The 17,083-nt window shown below is 70.3% G+C and carries 14 protein-coding genes; 6 read left to right on the top strand and 8 right to left on the bottom strand.

Annotation, left to right across the window (positions count from 1 at the left end):
- The first annotated feature begins 207 nt into the window (after positions 1-207).
- From ABNF93_RS17730 to ABNF93_RS17720, 3 genes are all read left to right on the top strand, one after another.
- Complete coding sequence (locus tag ABNF93_RS17730) at positions 208-1,662, top strand: FAD-linked oxidase C-terminal domain-containing protein (protein ID WP_349329193.1); 1,455 nt, start codon at positions 208-210, stop codon at positions 1,660-1,662.
- Positions 1,643-2,851 carry an FAD-binding oxidoreductase gene (locus ABNF93_RS17725; RefSeq protein ID WP_349329192.1) on the top strand — a complete coding sequence of 403 codons (1,209 nt, stop codon included), beginning with the start codon at positions 1,643-1,645 and terminating at the stop codon, positions 2,849-2,851. The genes ABNF93_RS17730 and ABNF93_RS17725 overlap by 20 nt, the downstream gene beginning before the upstream one ends.
- Before the next feature lie 61 nt (positions 2,852-2,912).
- A complete protein-coding gene (locus tag ABNF93_RS17720; protein WP_349329191.1) occupies positions 2,913-4,322 on the top strand; it encodes a (Fe-S)-binding protein in 1,410 nt (469 codons plus the stop codon).
- 8 nt (positions 4,323-4,330) lie between these two features.
- Here the strand turns inward: ABNF93_RS17720 and ABNF93_RS17715 are convergent, their stop codons facing one another.
- From ABNF93_RS17715 to ABNF93_RS17685, 7 genes are all read right to left on the bottom strand, one after another.
- Complete coding sequence (locus ABNF93_RS17715; protein ID WP_349329190.1) at positions 4,331-4,561, bottom strand: hypothetical protein; 231 nt, start codon at positions 4,559-4,561, stop codon at positions 4,331-4,333.
- Between the two features lie 55 nt (positions 4,562-4,616).
- Complete coding sequence (locus tag ABNF93_RS17710; RefSeq protein WP_349329189.1) at positions 4,617-4,799, bottom strand: hypothetical protein; 183 nt, start codon at positions 4,797-4,799, stop codon at positions 4,617-4,619.
- 645 nt (positions 4,800-5,444) lie between these two features.
- Entirely contained in the window at positions 5,445-5,939 is a 495-nt protein-coding gene (locus ABNF93_RS17705) for a DUF3145 domain-containing protein (RefSeq protein WP_349329188.1), read from the bottom strand.
- A gap of 157 nt (positions 5,940-6,096) precedes the next feature.
- Positions 6,097-6,858, bottom strand: a complete 762-nt coding sequence (locus tag ABNF93_RS17700; RefSeq protein WP_349329187.1) for a DUF72 domain-containing protein — start codon at positions 6,856-6,858, stop codon at positions 6,097-6,099.
- Positions 6,859-6,997: 139 nt separating this feature from the next.
- Positions 6,998-7,951 carry a VWA domain-containing protein gene (locus ABNF93_RS17695; protein ID WP_349329186.1) on the bottom strand — a complete coding sequence of 318 codons (954 nt, stop codon included), beginning with the start codon at positions 7,949-7,951 and terminating at the stop codon, positions 6,998-7,000.
- Positions 7,948-8,901, bottom strand: a complete 954-nt coding sequence (locus ABNF93_RS17690; RefSeq protein ID WP_349329275.1) for a DUF58 domain-containing protein — start codon at positions 8,899-8,901, stop codon at positions 7,948-7,950. Before ABNF93_RS17690 ends, ABNF93_RS17695 begins: the two co-directional genes overlap by 4 nt.
- A gap of 95 nt (positions 8,902-8,996) precedes the next feature.
- Positions 8,997-9,986, bottom strand: coding sequence for an AAA family ATPase (locus ABNF93_RS17685; RefSeq protein WP_349329274.1), 990 nt, complete (start codon positions 9,984-9,986; stop codon positions 8,997-8,999).
- 368 nt (positions 9,987-10,354) lie between these two features.
- Between ABNF93_RS17685 and ABNF93_RS17680 the strand changes: the two genes are divergently transcribed.
- Positions 10,355-11,575 carry a hypothetical protein gene (locus tag ABNF93_RS17680; protein ID WP_349329185.1) on the top strand — a complete coding sequence of 407 codons (1,221 nt, stop codon included), beginning with the start codon at positions 10,355-10,357 and terminating at the stop codon, positions 11,573-11,575.
- Positions 11,576-11,812: 237 nt separating this feature from the next.
- Here the strand turns inward: ABNF93_RS17680 and ABNF93_RS17675 are convergent, their stop codons facing one another.
- Positions 11,813-13,342, bottom strand: a complete 1,530-nt coding sequence (locus tag ABNF93_RS17675; protein ID WP_349329184.1) for an MFS transporter — start codon at positions 13,340-13,342, stop codon at positions 11,813-11,815.
- Positions 13,343-13,840: 498 nt separating this feature from the next.
- Here ABNF93_RS17675 and ABNF93_RS17670 point away from each other — a divergent pair, with 498 nt between their 5' ends.
- Together ABNF93_RS17670 and ABNF93_RS17665 are read left to right on the top strand one after the other, a co-directional pair.
- Positions 13,841-14,311, top strand: coding sequence for a MarR family winged helix-turn-helix transcriptional regulator (locus ABNF93_RS17670; RefSeq protein ID WP_349329183.1), 471 nt, complete (start codon positions 13,841-13,843; stop codon positions 14,309-14,311).
- Entirely contained in the window at positions 14,283-17,060 is a 2,778-nt protein-coding gene (locus ABNF93_RS17665; protein ID WP_349329182.1) for a PEP/pyruvate-binding domain-containing protein, read from the top strand. Before ABNF93_RS17670 ends, ABNF93_RS17665 begins: the two co-directional genes overlap by 29 nt.
- The last annotated feature ends 23 nt before the right edge of the window (positions 17,061-17,083 follow it).

Below are 17,083 nucleotides of genomic sequence, written 5' to 3'. Positions count from 1 at the left end.
AAGTTTCTCGGCGTATGGACCCAGGTTTCTTTCATGATCACCATCATGATCACGGGATGAGCGGGCGGAATGTGTGCCAGGCGCGGCGGGAGTACGTGGGGGCGCGCAGCGGTGGCCAAGAGCGTCACCAGGCATCGAGCCTGCCGCCCGCGTGCATCGGCACACGTTAGCGTGGGTGGTGCGCGCCGCAGCAGGAGCCGGAGGGTCATGACGGTCATCGAACGCCTACGCACCTCGCTTCAGGACGTCGTCGGTCCAGGGGGCGTGATCGCCGAGCCCAGCGAGCTTCGTACCTACGAATGCGATGGGCTCACCGGCTACCGCGTCACGCCGGCACTGGTCGTCCTCCCGACGTCGGGGAAGGAGGTCGCGGCGGTCGTCGCAGCCTGCCACCAGGCGAAGGTGCCGTTCGTCGCGAGAGGTGCGGGCACGGGCCTGTCCGGAGGCGCTCTCCCCGTCGCCGAGGGGATCGTGGTCTCGCTCCAGCGGATGCGTTCGATCATCGGGGTCGACCCGGTCAACCGCACCGCGACCGTCGAGCCAGGGGTGACCAACCTCGCGATCAGCCGGGCGGCCTCGCCGCACGACCTCTACTACGCACCCGACCCGTCGAGCCAGCAGGTCTGCACGATCGGCGGCAACGTGGCCGAGAACTCCGGCGGCGCACACTGCCTGAAGTACGGCTTCACCACCCACCACGTCCTCGCGATGGAGGTTGTCCTCCCCGACGGCGCCGTCGTCACCCTCGGCGGCCCGTCGCCCGAGGTCGCCGGTCCGGACCTGCGTGGCGTGGTCGTCGGCTCGGAGGGCACTCTCGGGATCGTCACGAGCATCGTCGTACGCCTGCTCCGCAAGCCCGAGTCGGTCCAGACCCTGCTGGCGGACTTCCCGTCCATCGAGCAGGCCGGCGACACGGTGACCGACATCATCGGCGCCGGCATCGTCCCGGCCGCGATGGAGATCATGGACCACCTCGCGATCGTGGCGTCGGAGGCCGCGGTCGGAGCCGGGTACACCCTCGAGACCCCCGCGGCACTGGTGGTGGAGCTCGACGGGCCCGCCGACGAGTGTGCCGGCCTCTTCGAGGCGGTGCAGAAGATCTGCGAGGCGAACGGTACGACGAAGATCCGGGTCGCCGCCGACGACGCCGAACGCGCCCGGATCTGGACCGGTCGCAAGGCCGCGTTCGCCGCCGTCGGCAGGATCAGCCCCGACTACTTCGTCCAGGACGGCGTGGTCCCCCGTACCCGTCTGTCCGAGGCCCTCCGCCGGATCGGCGCGATGGGTGACGAGGCCGGGCTGCGGGTCGCCAACGTCTTCCACGCCGGCGACGGCAACCTGCACCCGCTGGTGCTCTACGACGAGAAGCAGGGCGAGCACGAGCGGGCCGAGAAGCTCTCAAAGGAGATCGCCGAACTGTGCGTCGAACTCGGCGGGTCGCTGTCGGGCGAGCACGGAATCGGTACGGACAAGGCGTGCTCCATGCCGGTGATGTTCGGCGAGGACGACCTCGCGACCATGGACCGTGTGCGCCGTGCGTTCGATCCCCTCGGGGTATGCAATCCCGGCAAGGTCCTGCCGACGCCGCGTCTGTGCGGCGAGCGAGCGGGACCCTACCGTCCACATCCGCTGGAGGCCGCCGGTGTCATCGAGCGGCTCTGAGTCCACGCCGGAGCTTCCCGCGAAGCGGCCGGTCGACCTGCGCGAGGCGCGGGACGCCGTGGCTGATACCGCTGGTGCCGGTCAGCGCGTCCTGCTTCGTGGCGCCGGCACCGCACAGTCGTGGGGCGGGCCCGTCCGCGACGCGGCCGCCATCATCGACACCACCGGGCTCGACCAGATCCTTGCGTACAACCCGGCTGACATGACCGTCGCGGTGGGTGCGGGTATCGCGCTCCGGGACCTGCAGGCCAAGCTCGACGGGCAACGCGTCGCTCTCGACGCCGCGAGGGTGCCGGAAGGCGCGACGGTCGGCGGGCTGCTCGCCACCGGTGACGCCGGACCACTCCGCGCCACCTACGGCACCCTGCGCGATCTGGTGATCGGCGTCACCGTCGTCCTCGCCGACGGCACCGTCGCCCGCTCCGGTGGACACGTCATCAAGAACGTCGCCGGATACGACCTGGCCAAGGTCCTCTCCGGCTCGCTCGGCACCCTCGGACTCGTGGTCGAGGTGGTCCTCCGCGTCCATCCGCTGCCCGAGGCGACCGGCACGCTCGCGGTGGTATGTGACGTCCCGACGGCGTTCACGTGCGCGAGCGGCCTCCTCGCATCGCCTCTCGAGCCTGTCGCGGTCGAGTGGTACGCAGGACGCCTGCTGGTTCGCTTCGAGGGCACGCGGGCAGGTGTCACCACCCGCATGGGCAAGGCCACGGACCTCGTCCGCGAAGACTCCGGTCTGGCACACGGCGGCGCCGACGTCCTCGACGGTGCCGGCGAATCGGCCGCCTGGGACGAGGTCGCCGACGTCGTACGCGGAGCACCTGGCGACACGGTCCTGCGCGTCGGCAGCCGGGCCAGCGACCTGCCCGACCTTGCCGCCCGACTCGACGCCCTCGCCACCGACCACGACATCGACGCGACGCTCACGTCGAGCGTCGGCATCGGCGTCCACACCGTACGCATCCGCGGCGACGAGGCCGCAGCGCACGCGGCCGTTGTCGCGGCCTGGCGAAGTGCGGTACTGGAACGCGGCGGCAGTGTCACTCTCCACCGCAGGATCGCCGGCCTCGACGACCTCGTCCCCAGCTGGGGCCCGGCGCCGGCGACGTTGCCGCTCCTGCGTGCGCTGAAGACCCAGCTCGACCGCGACAACAGGCTCGGCCCCGGCCGCTTCGCGCCGTGGTACTGAGCCCCAGGGAGCAGCGGATGGGTACCACGTCGTCGCCACGAGCGGCAGAAGGAAGATCGCGATGAGCGTCGACAATGTTCCCGAGTCCGGCGACATCTTCGCTGGCACTGGTGAACGCCCGGACGGCGCCGCCGTTCCGACCAGCGCCCCGGTCACGGACCTCGCGCCCGCCGGCGCCCGCGGAAACTTCGACGCCCACCACCCACCCGAGCAGGCGCTCATCGACGACTGCGTCCACTGTGGGTTCTGCCTCCCCACCTGTCCGACGTACGCGCTCTGGGGCGAGGAGATGGACTCCCCCCGCGGCCGCATCTACCTGATGGACCTGGTGGGACAGGGCGATGCGCGCATCGACGACACACTGGTCGGCCACTTCGACACCTGCCTCGGCTGCATGGCCTGTGTGACGGCCTGCCCGTCCGGCGTGCAGTACGACAAGCTGCTCGAGTCGATGCGCCCGCAGATCGAACGCCACTACCCGCGTAGCTTGCGTGACCGGGCCTTCCGCCGGGCGATCTTCGCGCTCTTCCCGTACCCGCGCCGGCTGCGGGTGGCGGCACTGGGCGGGATCCTTTACCAGCGCTCGGGTCTTGCCAGCCTGCTACGACGGAGCAGTCTCTTCGCCCGGCTGCCGGCGCGGCTGCGTGCTGCCGAGTCGCTCCTGCCACCGGTCACACTGCGCGAACTGGCGACGCGACCGCCCGCGCGGGTGGCCGCCGTGGGTACGCCACGGCTGAAGGTGGCGGTGTTGACCGGCTGCGTCCAACGGGTGTTCTTCTCCGGGGTCAACGCCGCGACCGTACGCGTCCTCGCCGCCGAGGGATGCGAGGTCCTCATCCCCCGCGACCAGGCCTGCTGCGGCGCGCTCAGCATGCACACCGGCCGTGAGCCCGAGGCGCTCGAGCGGGCCCGTCGCACGATCGCCATCTTCGAGGCGTACGACGTCGACACCATCGTCGTCAACGTCGCCGGCTGCGGTTCGACGATGAAGGACTACGGCACGCTCCTGCGCGACGACCCGGCCTGGGCCGAGCGCGCGGCCGCGTTCAGTGCCAAGGTGCGCGACGTCACCGAGGTGCTCGCCGACCTGGAGCCGCAGGCTCCGCGGCATCCGATCGAGGCCCGGGTGGCGTATCACGACGCCTGCCACCTCGGGCACGCCCAGGGGGTTCGCGCGCAGCCGCGTGCTGTGCTGAACGCGATCCCCCGCCTGGACGTGGTGGACATCCCCGAAGCCGAGCTCTGTTGCGGCTCGGCCGGTGTCTTCAACCTGCTGGAGCCGGACGCCGCCGAAGAGCTCGGCCGGCGCAAGGTCGACAACGTACGCACCGTGGAACCTGATGCGATCGCCACCGCCAACCCAGGATGCCTGCTCCAGATCCGCCGGCACCTGGGCGCGGACGCGTTGCCCCTCATGCACCCGGTCGAGCTCGTCGACGCCTCCATCCGTGGTCGCGGCCTCTCAGGCTGAGAGCTGGCTCAGCTCAACGCATGCGGCCTGGCGTCCAGCAGGTTGGCGAGCCAGCCCAGCAGGGCCGCGCTCCCTCGCAGACCCTGTGCCGTCAGCCGGCGTACGGCCCGGACGAAGCGCACGAGGGCGCTCCCCAGGCCGCCAAGCCGGGGCAGCGGGTAGGCCCCCGCCATCCGCTCGACGTCGGCCAGTCGTTGTTCGTGGATGGTGCTGATGAACAGGTAGTTGTTCCCGTTCATGATGCTGCGACTCCTCCTTGGTGTTTCTTCGTGTCGACTTCAGCTCGTGGTGACCTCATGTGCGTACGGCGGGCGCACGTCGCCGTGCGTGAAGCCCTTTGGGCGCCGTCGCCGTGCGAGCAAGCCGCGCGACCACGTCCCCGATGGCGTTCAGCCGCGGGTATGCCTTGGCGATCCGCTCGACGTCCGCCTTCGTCTCCTCATGCGTCGCGATGACGTAGAGCAAGCTCCACTCCATGTCCATTCCTCCGGATGTCGTTCGTCTCCTACGTCCCCACCGTACGGAGAATCGGTTCGGAAACCCGGGCCGATGGCGAGTCCAAACCCCAGACCAATCAAACCCCCAGACCAATCAAGCAGCTCAGTCGGCCATGCCTTCGGCAAGCCATGCCGTCGGACCGATCGGTGAGTGGACGTACCCGCGCCTGTATGCCACGCAGCCCCAACCCGGGCGGCGAGCGGAATACACCTGGGGGTATGGCCGAGCCCGCAGGAAGTCGATCAAGACCCTGGGCGGCCGCATCCGAACCAGCCAGAACGATACCGGCAAGCGGTCGGGAAGAATAACGATTAAAAGGGCGAGGGCGTGACCCGAAGGCCACGCCCCACGTGGTGCGGCCGCGTTCCCGGCTGCCGAGGTCGCCCCTGTCGGTGCCGCGCGGCCACGTCTGGTGTGGTCTTGCCCTTATCGCGGAGGGTGAGTCCGCAATGCGCCCTGCGTCACCAGGACACTACCCATGTGCACGATGGTGCGGTAGACCCGACGGGTCAGTAAGTTCAGACAATTTCCTTCCGAGTCTGTACGACGTTTGAAAAAAGCCCATCCGCCCAGTTCGGGGCGGGTTGCCGCAAGAGTCGAGGATGCACGTACCACGGGCACCTGTCACACCACCTGGTGAAGCCAGCGCACGGCCGCACCGTCACCGGCGTGCCGGAACGATTCCAACTCGTCGTCCCACTGCTTGCCCAACAGGCGATCAACCTCATCCTCGAGCGCGGATTCACCCAGGCTCGCTCGGACCATCGCCGCCCGGAGCCGGTCCTCGGGGATGAGGATGTCGCCATGCGGTCCGGTCACCGCGTGGAAGATCCCCAAGCTCGGCGTGTAGCAGTACCGCGCGCCCTCGACACCGGGGCTGGGTTCCTCGGTAACTTCGTACCGGAGCTGCTGCCAGCCACGCAGTGCGGACGCGAGGGTCGCCGACGTGCCCGGCTCGCCCTGCCAGGAGAGCTCGGTGCGGTAAGCGCCGACAGATGCCGGCTGGGGTATCCAGTCGAAGTTCACCCGCGCACCAACAACGCCGGCGACGGCCCACTCCACGTGGGGACAAACCGCCGACGGCGCCGAATGGATGAACAGCACACCTCGAGTTGTCACCGAGACCACCTCTCTGGTCGAGGGAGCGCCTTCCCCAGCGTCCTCGTCCCAGCACGGGATAGTCCGGTACCGCGATCATTGTGCACGAACCCATCGCGACACGCCCAAGCGACACCGCATGTGTGCGGGATTTCGTTCCGTCGCCGCGCGGAAGCGCTCAGATTCCTTCCGGTGTGCGCGTTACCGAACGACCAGCGCGCCGCGCCAGTTCCGCGAACGTCACGGCGTCCGCGACGGCTGCGCCACCTGGGTCGTTGTTGAAGTACGTATGGACGTCGGCCTTGTCGTCAAAGGTTTCGGCGATCCGCGTCACCCACGAACTCAGTGCCCCTCGACCATAGCGGGGCCACGGTCGCGCACGACCCTCGTGGAGCCGCAGATAACCCCAGTCGGTCGTACGCCACAACGGGGTGACCGGCCGGCCCAGGCGATCGGCCCAGGTGAGGGCGGCGCCATGGTCTTCGAGGAGCCGGCGTACCTCGGCTGTCCACCAGGACTCGTGCCGAGGCTCCACCGCGACGCGCACGCCGGCAGGGAACGCGGCGAGGCACCCGGCGAGCAGATCGAGATCCGCGCGCAGGTTCGGCGGGAGCTGTAGCAGGATCGGGCCGAGCCGGTCGCCGAGTCCACCCGCATGGTCGAGCAACCGCCGCACGGGTTCCTCCGGCTCCCGGAGCCGCTTCATGTGGGTGAGGAACCGACTCGCCTTCACCGCCACGATGACGTCGGCGGGCAGCCGGTCGTGCCACCCCTTGAACACGTCGTACGTCGGCAACCGGTAGAACGCGTTGTCGAGCTCGAGCGTCGCGAACTGCTCGGCGTAGAAGTCGAGCCAAGAGCGCTGGGGCAGTTTCGGCGGATAGAACGGGCCTCGCCAGTCCCGGTAGCTCCACCCGCACGTGCCCACGAGAATCGCCATGCCAGTGACTTTCCCGGTCAAGCGGCCTGCGCATCGAAACGATGCACGCCGATTCCCCAGGTTGCACTCCGAATCTGCCATGCCTGTGGGGAATGATCACGCATGCGTGATCATTCCCGCCCCAGCGGACGAGCCCGCGTTACGGCAGGCGGCCGAGGAGGAACAGGGACGCGGCGGCCGTGACGACGGCGGTGAGCAGGGCGTAGCCCGTCCACTGCGACGTGATCTCCTGCTCTTCCGTCGTGTAGCCGACCGAGGAGCCGATGTCGGTGTAGACCTCCTCCAGCTCCTCACTCGAGGCCGCCGTGTAGGTCTTCGCCCCGGTCGCTTCGGCGATCTGGCGCATCGTCTCCTCGTCAACTGGTACCGGTGTCCGCTGCCCCTCGATCTCCACGGAGCCGAACGGCGTACCGAACGCGATCGTGTAGATCGGCACCTGCGCGCGCCGGGCAGCCGCCACCCCGTCCTGCACGCTCCGCCCGATGTTCCGGTAGCCGTCGGAGAGCAGGACGATCCGCGCCGGAGCCGGCTCGGCGGGTCGGCTCGGGTCGGCGGGCACCTGCTTCAACGCGTCCAAGGACGTGAAGATCGCCTCACCGGTCGCCGTCGACTCCGCCAACTCGAGCCCATCGATGGCCCGGACGACAGCGGCCCGGTCGGTCGTGGGCGGTACGAGGATGCTCGCCGTCCCGGCGAAGGACACCAGCGCGACGTTGAACTTCGGCGGGAGACTGTCGACGAACGCCTTCGCCGCGTCCTGCGCGGCGCGCAGCCGGGTGGGATCCACGTCGTCGGCGCGCATGGAGATCGACACGTCGACGGTGACGATGATCGTCGCGCGTTCGCGGGGGACGTCCACCTGGGTCTGCGGGCGGGCGAACGCCGTCGCCAACAGGCCCACGGTGACGATCATCAGCGCGGCGGCGAGGTGACGGCGCCAGCCCGGGTTGCGGGGTGCCACCCGGGACAGCAGGGCGAGGTTCGTGAACCGCAGTGCGTACTTCTTCCGGCGCCACTGCACCACGAGGTAGCCGGCAACGAGGGCAGGTACGAGGAGCAGCAGCCACAGGCGTTCCGGTGCCAGGAAGCTCACGCGCCGGCTCCTCTCGTCGGTGGGGCGTGCAGTCGCCTGGCGACCCGCCGGTGCCCCAGGACGAAGCGGGCGGTGTCGGCCACCCAGTCCTGGTCCGTACGCAGCAGCAGGTGCGCCGCACCCGCCCGGCGCAACGTCGCCCGTACCCGTTCGCGGTGGGCATGCGCGGCGGCCGCGTAGCGCGCCCTCAGGCCCGGGTCGGACGTGTTGATCTCCTGCATGACTCCAGTCTCGGGATCGGTGAGCCAGACGACGCCGACCGGTGGCAGCTCGAGCTCCCGGGGGTCGAGGACCTCGACGACAAGGACCTGGTGGCGACCGGACAGCCGCTTCATTCCCCGCTCCCAGGGCAGTGGAAGCGTGGGATCGTCGGCGGATCCGTCGAGGAAGTCCGACACCACCAACCGCAGGCCCCGGCGTTGCGGGCCGCGCGAAAGCGTGTCCAGGGCAGTGGCGAAGTCGTCCGCCGGTTCATCGGACGGCGTACGTGGTTCGCCGAGCAGCGAACGCAGCAAGCCGTAGAGCGCCAGCCGGCCCGACCGGGCCGGCCAGCGGCGGACCCGACCACCGCGCACGACGAGCCCGCCGAACCGGTCGCCCAGCCGGTGGGTCAGGAAGCCGACCGTGCCGACAGCGGCGACCGCCAGCTCGCGCTTCTCCAGTGCTGCCGTGCCGAAGTCCATGGAGGCCGACATGTCGACCAGTGCCCACGTCTCGAGCTCCCGATCGGCGATCACGTCGCGGACGTGCGGTGTCGTCGTGCGGGCGGTCACCGACCAGTCCATCCGGCGTACGTCGTCCTCGCCCGGGCGGTAGACGCGCGCCTCGGCAAGCTCCGTGCCCGGTCCCGGAAGGAGTCCCAGATGCTCGCCGTGCAGGAAGCCTTCCAGCCGCCGCACGATGGTGAGCTCGAGCCGCCGCAGCGCGCGCTCCGGCGCAAGTCTGGCGATGCTCCGCTCACTGTGGCGTCCCTCATGGTGCCGGCCCTCGACGGGAACCGGTGCGGGTCCATGCGTACCCGCCGGTCCGGGTGTCGGTGGCCAGGTCACCGGAACTCCGGCCGGCCACTCCCGCCGATGTCCTGCCGCCAGACCGGCCGTGGTGGAGGTACGACAGAAAGGATGCGTTCGACGACCCAGCGGGCCCCCACACCGTCCGCGAGCGCGTCGAAACCGAGAACGAGCCGATGGGGTACGACGTCGCGCGCGACGTCCTGGACATCCTGCGGGAGTACGTAGTCGCGGCCGCGCGTCAACGCCAGCGCCCGCGCCGACGACACCAGCCCGAGCGTCGCCCGCGGGCTCGCCCCCACCTCGATGACCCCGGCGAGATCCGGGACGTGGTAGTCGGCCGGACGGCGGGTCGCGAGGACCAGACGTACGACGTAATCCGCGACCAGCCGGTGGACGAACACCCGGTCGGCGGCGTGCTGGAGTGCCAGGATCCGTTCAGGGGCAAGGATCTGGCGCGCTGACGGTGGGTTGACACTCATGCGCTCGAGGATGCGGAACTCCTCCTCGGCGTCGGGCAGGTCGACGTCGACCTTGACGAGGAACCGGTCCCGCTGCGCTTCCGGTAGCGGGTAGACACCCTCGGACTCGAGCGGGTTCTGGGTCGCGATGACGATGAACGGCGCCGGCAACGGGAACGTCTTGCCGCCCACCGACACCTGCCCTTCGGCCATCAGCTCCAACATCGCCGACTGCACCTTCGCGGGCGCGCGGTTGACCTCGTCGGCCAGGACGAAGTTGACGAAGACAGGTCCGAGCTCGACGTCGAACGCCTCCTTGCTCGGCCGGTAGATCCGCGTGCCGACAATGTCGGACGGCACCAGGTCGGGCGTGAACTGCAGGCGGGCGAAGTTGCCGCCGACGACCTTCGCGAACGTACGGACCGCGAGCGTCTTCGCCACGCCTGGAACGCCTTCGAGCAGGCAGTGCCCCCGGGCCAGCAGGGCGACCATGAGGCGTTCGACCATGTGGTCCTGGCCGACGATGACCCGCTTCACCTCGTTCAGAGCGTCTGCGAGGACCATTCCCTCCGCGACGATTCCACCACCGTCCGCCGGTTTGCCGGAGCCGACTCCTGGTGGTGCGGTTCCGCCCGCATCCGGCGCGTGCCCGTCGGACATCGCCGGCGGCGCCCCGCCCGGACTCGCGGCATCCCGCTGGCCCGACTCCTGCGGAAATGGGTGGCCCTGGGATGGACCTGGTGGCTGCGCACCACGCACCTGCGGGTTCACCCCCTCCGGGCGGCCGGCGGCCAGCTCGCTGCGATCCGGCGTCGTCATGTGGCGATTCCTCTCCAATGGCCTGCACGTCGTATCGTCGGCCACGCAACCAAGCGTGCCATTAGCCAGGCCACGCCACCTGTCCCAGGGGCATCAGCACACCGGGGGTCCACATGGTCGAGCCGTTGCGTCCCGGCGATCCGACGCTGCTCGGGCCGTTTCGCGTGCACGGCCGGCTCGCCGCACGAGATGCCGGTGTGGTCCTCGTGGGCTATGACCCCGCCGGACGTGCGGTCGCCTTGACCGTCCTCCACACGGCGGCTGCCGCCGACCCGGCCGCCCGCGATCGGCTCGTCAGCGCGGTCGAACGCCTCGCCGCACAGTCCCCGGAGGCGATCGTCGCCGGTGCACCACACGAGACCGTCCCCTGGGTGGCGACCGCGTACGCACCGGGGACGCACCCGACCGCCGGTCTCGCCCTGCTCGGTGCCGCCGGGCTCGGCGACGAGGCGTCGACAACCACCGCAGGGCTCGGCACCGCGGTCGGTCCCGACTTCGCACCCCACTGGGCCGGCTCCCCCGCCGCGACCACGATCACGCCGTCGGGTACACCAGGGGGGGCGAATCCGGTCATCCAGCAGACGGGGTCCTCCCACTCGCTCCTCGTGGTGGCCGCGTGCATCCTCGCCGCGTGCGCAGTCATCGGCGGTGGGGGCTTCCTCGCCCGCGCACTCGTAGACTCCGGCGACGACGTGGCCGGTCCGCGGGCACCCCAGGCCGGTCAGACCGAACCGCTTCCGGCACCGAGCGAATCCCCGCCGGACGGCGACTCCACCTCCCCGCAGGACCCGCTGTCGCCGTCGTCGTCTCCCCGCTCCCACATACCCGATGGGCCCGCCGGACCAGTTGCCGGTCCCACCTTCGGCAAGGACGAGCCGACCTACCTCATGGATCTGCGTGGGTTTTCGTTCGACTTCCGAGTTCCCAAGTCGTGGGGGTGTTTGCGCAGCAGCAAGGCCGGACCCGACGCGGTCCGGTGGATCTGCGTGGACGAGAGCTACGCGTTCTCCGGACACCCGGGTGACCCACCGGGCGGCATCGTCGAGGTGCAACGCTGCCGGCCACGCTGCGACGGCGCCCAGTGGGGCAAGATCCGTGACCAACTGCCGGAGCTCTCTGCCAACTGGCGGCGTACCGACGACACCACGATGTATGTGGAATGGACCGTCGGCTCCGGCGCGACCGCACGGACGTCGGTCGCGCTGAGTCATGTCTTCGCGGAGGCAGGGCGCGGCCACGCCGACACCCACGTCGCCGTCCGGCTGGCAGGGACCCCTGATCAGAAGCGGACCCTGCAGAAGATCGTCAACGACATCCGTACGCAGACGCCCTGACGGCGTAGCTGACGCCGTTGCTGACAGGCCCTTCGGACGCGGGTGCCACGGCACTCTGGACACCGCGGTCGCCATGGCGACCGCGGTGGTCCGCACGGTCGTCCAAAGCCTCATTGGCGAATCCCCCCGGTCCGTCCACCCCACCATGACACGGACGGTCGGGCATCGACCGGTTGATCTGGAACCTTGACACGCCACGCCACGGAGCGAATCCAGGCAGACCGGCAGAACCCGGCGCTACCCGGTGGAAGTCACCCGGGTGGTGCGCAGCGCCTGGTCGAGACAGTCCGGCTGCCTGACCCGGAGGGCCAGGAGCACGGTGGCGACGGCGACGGCGATCATGACGGCGTCGATGGCCACGAAGACGGCGACCAGATCCGCCCGGTCGTGCAGCAGGGCGAAGATCACCCCTGCGCCGCCGACCAAGGAGACGTTGCCGAGCGAGTCGGCCATCTGGGCGGCGGCACCGCTCGCGCCGTGCTCGTGGGTCGGCGCGTACTCCAGGAGCAGGACCGACAGGCTCGCCATGGCGAGCCCCATGCCCAGACCGGAAAGGACGCAGCCCGGTGCGGCGACCCAACCCGGAACCGCAGGGAACGCCGAGCACAGGACCAGGACGAGCCCGCAGGTGAGGAACGTCGCACCTGCCTTGATCAGGTTCGGCCGGGAGGTCCGTACGCTGGGCCGGCCCTGCCACCACGCGGCCGTCGACCAGCCGAGCGCGCCGACGGTCAGGGTGAGGCCGGCGACCGTCGTCGACCACCCGCGGTGCTCCACCAGCATCAGCGGGATGAACGCCTGCGCCCCGAAGAAGGCGCCCGCGAACAGTCCGCGCATGCCGACGACGGATGGCAGCCCTCGAGCGAACCGGAGCGTTCCTGGAGGAAGGAGCCTCGGCAGGCTGATCACCATCAGGGCGAGCCCGACCGCGAGCAGGAGCAGGCTCCACCATACGAGCCGCTGTCCTGCGTACTGCAGAAGGCCGATCCCGACCGCCGCCGCCAGCGCACGCCGCTTGCGTCCCTGCCGGCGGGCCGCTGGCGGCACGACCGGGAGGCCGCGGAGACGCGGCAGGACCAGCGCGACCGGTGCGATCGCGACCGGCACGAGTCCGAGGAACACCAGTCGCCAGCTCCACTGTTCGGTCACCGAGCCGGCGATCACCGGACCCACGATCGACGGCAGCACCCAGGCACTGGAGATCGCCGCGAACACCCGCGGCCGGAGATACCCAGGGAACGCCCGCCCGACAATGACGTAGAGCGTGACGACGAGTGCGCCTCCCCCGAGGCCCTGGATCATCCGGCCGACCAGGAAGACCAGCATGGTCTCCGCCACGCCGGCGACGACCAGTCCGACGGTGAAGAGGAGGACGCCGACCACGAACGGCACCACCGGACCGATCCGGTCACACACCTCGCCTGCGACGATCGTCGCGAACATGCTGGCCGTCATGAAGCCGGAGAACGCCCAGGCGTAGAACGCCAACCCGTCCAGCTGGCGGACCGCCACCGGCATGACCGTCGTGACCGCCATCGCCTCGAACGCGACCAGCAGGACCAGCGCGACGATCCCGATCGTCAATGACCGGTAGGTGGGCCCGAGAAGCCGCTCACCGGCGGCCCCTTCCGCCGCCCCGTTCTCTGCCAGCCCGTTCTCTGCCAGCCCGTTCTCTGCCAGCCCGTTCTCTGCCAGCCCGTTCTCTCCTGGCCCCGTCCCGTCAGGCCGGGTGCCACCTGGCCCCGCCGACTCCCTGGAAACACTCACCGCGCCACGTTAGCTCCCGATACATGCCGGGATATCGGCCGGAGGACCGACGTGGTGTCCGACACCGGGCCTACATCGCGCCTGTGGCCGTTGCCAACGTGGTCGTCTGTGTCGTTCGCTGGCCCCGATGATGGGGTGAGCGGTGTGGCGGGCACGGTATCGCGGGTCTGTGCGGCGGTCGTGCGCGAGACCTGCTTCCTGGTGGACGTACCTCCGAGCGCTTGACCTGCTCTCGGCCAGGACCCTGAGCTCAGCCCTCACGATCAGGTACTCGCCGGCGTGGCGCGGACTCGACGGGCCCGACGGTGATGTGCAGGTGGGCCGGGCGCTCCCGGCGCTACGTCGCCTGCTCACCGGCGGCCGCGGAGGGACACCCGCCCGCTGAGTCCTCTCAGCCCTGCTGCGATCTGCTGCGCCTCCTGCGTTGTGTCACCGGACAACCACTGTTAAGTTTGCGCTCATGAATTAGTTGTGAGTTCGCAAGCAATTGGAGACGCAGTGTCCACCGGTCAGGACCAGCTCGCCGACGACATCCGGCAGTTCCGGCGCGCGGTCATCCCCGACCTCCTGCTCGGCATGCTCCGGCGCATGGACGACACCGAACCCAACCTCCTCCAGGTGGCGACGTTGTACGTCCTCGACGCGGGCGCCGACCCCACCGTGCGCGACCTGGCGGCCCAGATCGGGCGGTCGATGTCGGTGACCAGCCGACTGATCGACCTTCTCGTACGCCGCGGCTGGGTGGACAGAGACGAGGACCCTGACGATCGGCGGGCGAAGCGACTGCGGATCACCACGGCGGGAAGCGACTACCTCCGCGCGTTCGAGCAGGTACGCGCGCAGGCGCAACGCCAGCTGATGACCTACCTGACCGACGACGAGCAGCGCGTGGTGAGCGAGGCCATGGCGCTGCTCGGCAAGGCTTCCAGGAGACACCTCGATGAGCGTGACGCAGACGCGGCGCACTGACCTCGTCCTGGACATCGCCGACCTCGACGGCAGCATGCTCGCCGAGGTCGGGGGCAAGGCCGGAAACCTCGGCGAGCTGACCCGTGCGGGCTTCCCGGTGCCGCCGGGCATGTGCGTACGCACCGAGGCGTACCGGCGGGTGGCCGAATCCGCGGATCTGGACGAGGTGCAGCATGCGTTGGCCGACACCCCGCCGACCGACGTTCCGGCGCTGCGTCTGCTGGCCGAGCGGGCACGCTCGGCGCTGCTGGCCGCTCCGGTTCCCGCCGACGTCGCCGACGCGGTCATCGCCGGCTACACCCGGCTCGGTGACGACGTGCCCGTGGCGGTGCGCTCGTCGGCCACGGCGGAGGATCTGTCGTTCGCCAGCTTCGCCGGACAGCAGGACACCTACCTCAATGTCGTCGGCGAGGCCTCGGTCATCGACGCCGTACGCCACTGCTGGGCCTCGCTGTGGACCGACCGTGCCGTGGTGTACCGGGCGAGCAACGGCATCGACCATCGCACCGTTCGGCTCGCCGTCGTGGTCCAACGGATGGTCGACTCGGCGATCGCAGGCGTACTGTTCACCGCCAACCCGGTGACCGGGCGACGCCACGAGGCGGTCATCGACGCGAGCCCCGGACTCGGTGAGGCCGTGGTCTCCGGGGCCGTGAGCCCGGACCACTTCGTCGTGGACGTACGTCGCCGCACGATCCTCGACCGGCGAATCGGCGACAAGCGGCTGGTCATCCGGTCGGTACCAGGCGGCGGCACCAAACAGGTCGAGCTCCACGCGGGCGACGCCAGCGGACGGGCGTGCCTCACCGACGACCAGGTAGTGGCACTGGCCGGCCTCGGCAACCGGGTGGAGGACCATTACGGCGCGCCCCAGGACATCGAGTGGGCCGTCGACGAGCACGGTGCCATGTGGCTCACCCAGGCCCGCCCGGTCACGACGCTGTACCCGTTGCCGTCGAGCGCATCCGCTCCCGGAGAGGGCGACGCCGCTGCCGCGCCACGCGTGTACTTCTGCTTCAGCGTCGCCCAGGGCCTGTACCGACCGATCACGCCGATGGGAATCGCCGCTTTCCGGGTCATGGCGTCCGGGGCGTCCCGGCTGCTCGGCTCCCCGGTGACCGACCCGTTAGCCGGTCCGACGGTCCTCACCACGGCCGGGCAACGGCTCTTCATCGACGTCACCACGGCCGTGCGCAGCCGGGTGGGGCGCGCCCTCCTCCCTCGGATCCTGGGCGTGATGGAGGCGAGGTCCGCGGCGATCATGCGGCACCTGTTCGCAGATCCGCGCCTGACGATGGCCCACCCGTCGTGGCTGCCGTTCCTGCGGCGGGTAGGGCGGGTCGCCCTGCGCCACCACGTGCCGCCGCGGCTGGCGTACGCACTGATCCGGCCGGCGAAGGCCCGAGCAGCGCTCAGGCGCATCGGCATCGAGTTGGACCGCCGGCTCGCCGTGCCGGACGACGCGACGCCTGCGCAGCGCCTCGACGCAGCCGTACGCATCCTCGGCGAGGTGGCCCCGCTCGTGCCCCGGATCCTTCCGGTGTTCGGAGCCGGCTTCGCCGCCCTGCACCTAGCCGGCAGGCTGCTCGGCGACGACGCGCGACCCGGAGACCTCCCGACGGTCCTGCGTGGCATTCCGCACAACGTCACCACCGAGATGGACCTCGACCTGTGGCAGGTGGCCTCCCGCGTGCGTGCCGACGCGGCCGCGACCGGGCTGTTCCTTACGGCCGGGGTGGAGGAGTTGGCCGAGCGCTACAACGCCGGCTCGTTGCCGCCCGCGGCACAGCAGGGTCTGGAGGACTTCCTGCGGAGCTACGGCCATCGCGCGGTCGCGGAGATCGACCTCGGCATGCCCCGATGGTCCGACGACCCGCGCCACCTCCTCGGCGTCCTCACCAACTACCTACGGATGGCCGAGCCTGACGTTGGGGCCGCCTCACCGGACCGGCTGTTCGCCAGGGGTGTCGCGGAGGCGGAGGCGATGGTCGGGACCCTGGCCGATCGGGCCGCGCGTCGCGGGCGACTGCGGGGCCGAGCAGTGCGGGCACTGCTCGGCCGAGCACGGCAGCTCGCCGGGGTCCGGGAGCTGCCGAAGTTCCACCTCGTCCAGGCCATCGCAACCGCCCGACACCAGCTCGCGCTGGTCGGAGCCGCGCTCACCTCGAGTGGCCGCATCGCCCAACCTGACGACGTGTTCTTCCTCGACCTGGCCGAGGCCCGCGCGGCGCTGGACGGTGCGGACCTGGCCGAGGTGGTCGCGGAACGACGTCAGGCCTACGACGACGAGCTCCGCCGCCGGCGCATCCCACGGGTCATGCTCTCCGACGGCACCGAGCCCGAGGCGCAGCTGCAGGCCGACGGTCAGAAGGGTGGTCCGAGCGGAGAGTCCGACGTTGGGTCGGACGGGCGGCTGGTGGGCACGCCGGCCTCGGCGGGCATCGTCACCGGCACCGCGCGGGTGATCCTCGACCCGGTCGGCGCACGGCTGGAACCGGGCGAGATCCTCGTCGCGCCGTCCACCGACCCCGGCTGGACGCCGCTGTTCCTCACCGCGGGAGGCTTGGTCATGGAGATGGGCGGAGCCAACTCGCACGGCGCGGTCGTCGCACGCGAGTACGGCATCCCGGCGGTGGTCGGTGTCCATGACGCCACCGAGCGTCTCACCACCGGCCAGCAGGTCACCGTCGACGGCACCACCGGCACCGTCCGACCGTCGGCGCCCCGGCCCTCCCCGTCGACCGAATAGCGAGACTGATATCTCGCATGTTG

This window comes from Actinopolymorpha sp. B9G3, from assembly GCF_040120725.1.
Lineage (GTDB): Bacteria > Actinomycetota > Actinomycetes > Propionibacteriales > Actinopolymorphaceae > Thermasporomyces.
This window is presented reverse-complemented; position numbering and strand designations above follow the sequence as displayed.

Bases quoted from the DNA above. Each gene is read 5' to 3' on its own strand.
- ABNF93_RS17730 (WP_349329193.1), top strand. From the start codon at position 208: ATGACGGTCATCGAACGCCTACGCACCTCGCTTCAGGACGTCGTCGGT.
- ABNF93_RS17720 (WP_349329191.1), top strand. From the start codon at position 2,913: ATGAGCGTCGACAATGTTCCCGAGTCCGGCGACATCTTCGCTGGCACT.
- ABNF93_RS17715 (WP_349329190.1), bottom strand. From the start codon at position 4,561: ATGAACGGGAACAACTACCTGTTCATCAGCACCATCCACGAACAACGA.
- ABNF93_RS17710 (WP_349329189.1), bottom strand. From the start codon at position 4,799: ATGGAGTGGAGCTTGCTCTACGTCATCGCGACGCATGAGGAGACGAAG.
- ABNF93_RS17700 (WP_349329187.1), bottom strand. From the start codon at position 6,858: ATGGCGATTCTCGTGGGCACGTGCGGGTGGAGCTACCGGGACTGGCGA.
- ABNF93_RS17685 (WP_349329274.1), bottom strand. From the start codon at position 9,986: ATGGTCCTCGCAGACGCTCTGAACGAGGTGAAGCGGGTCATCGTCGGC.
- ABNF93_RS17680 (WP_349329185.1), top strand. From the start codon at position 10,355: ATGGTCGAGCCGTTGCGTCCCGGCGATCCGACGCTGCTCGGGCCGTTT.
- ABNF93_RS17665 (WP_349329182.1), top strand. From the start codon at position 14,283: ATGAGCGTGACGCAGACGCGGCGCACTGACCTCGTCCTGGACATCGCC.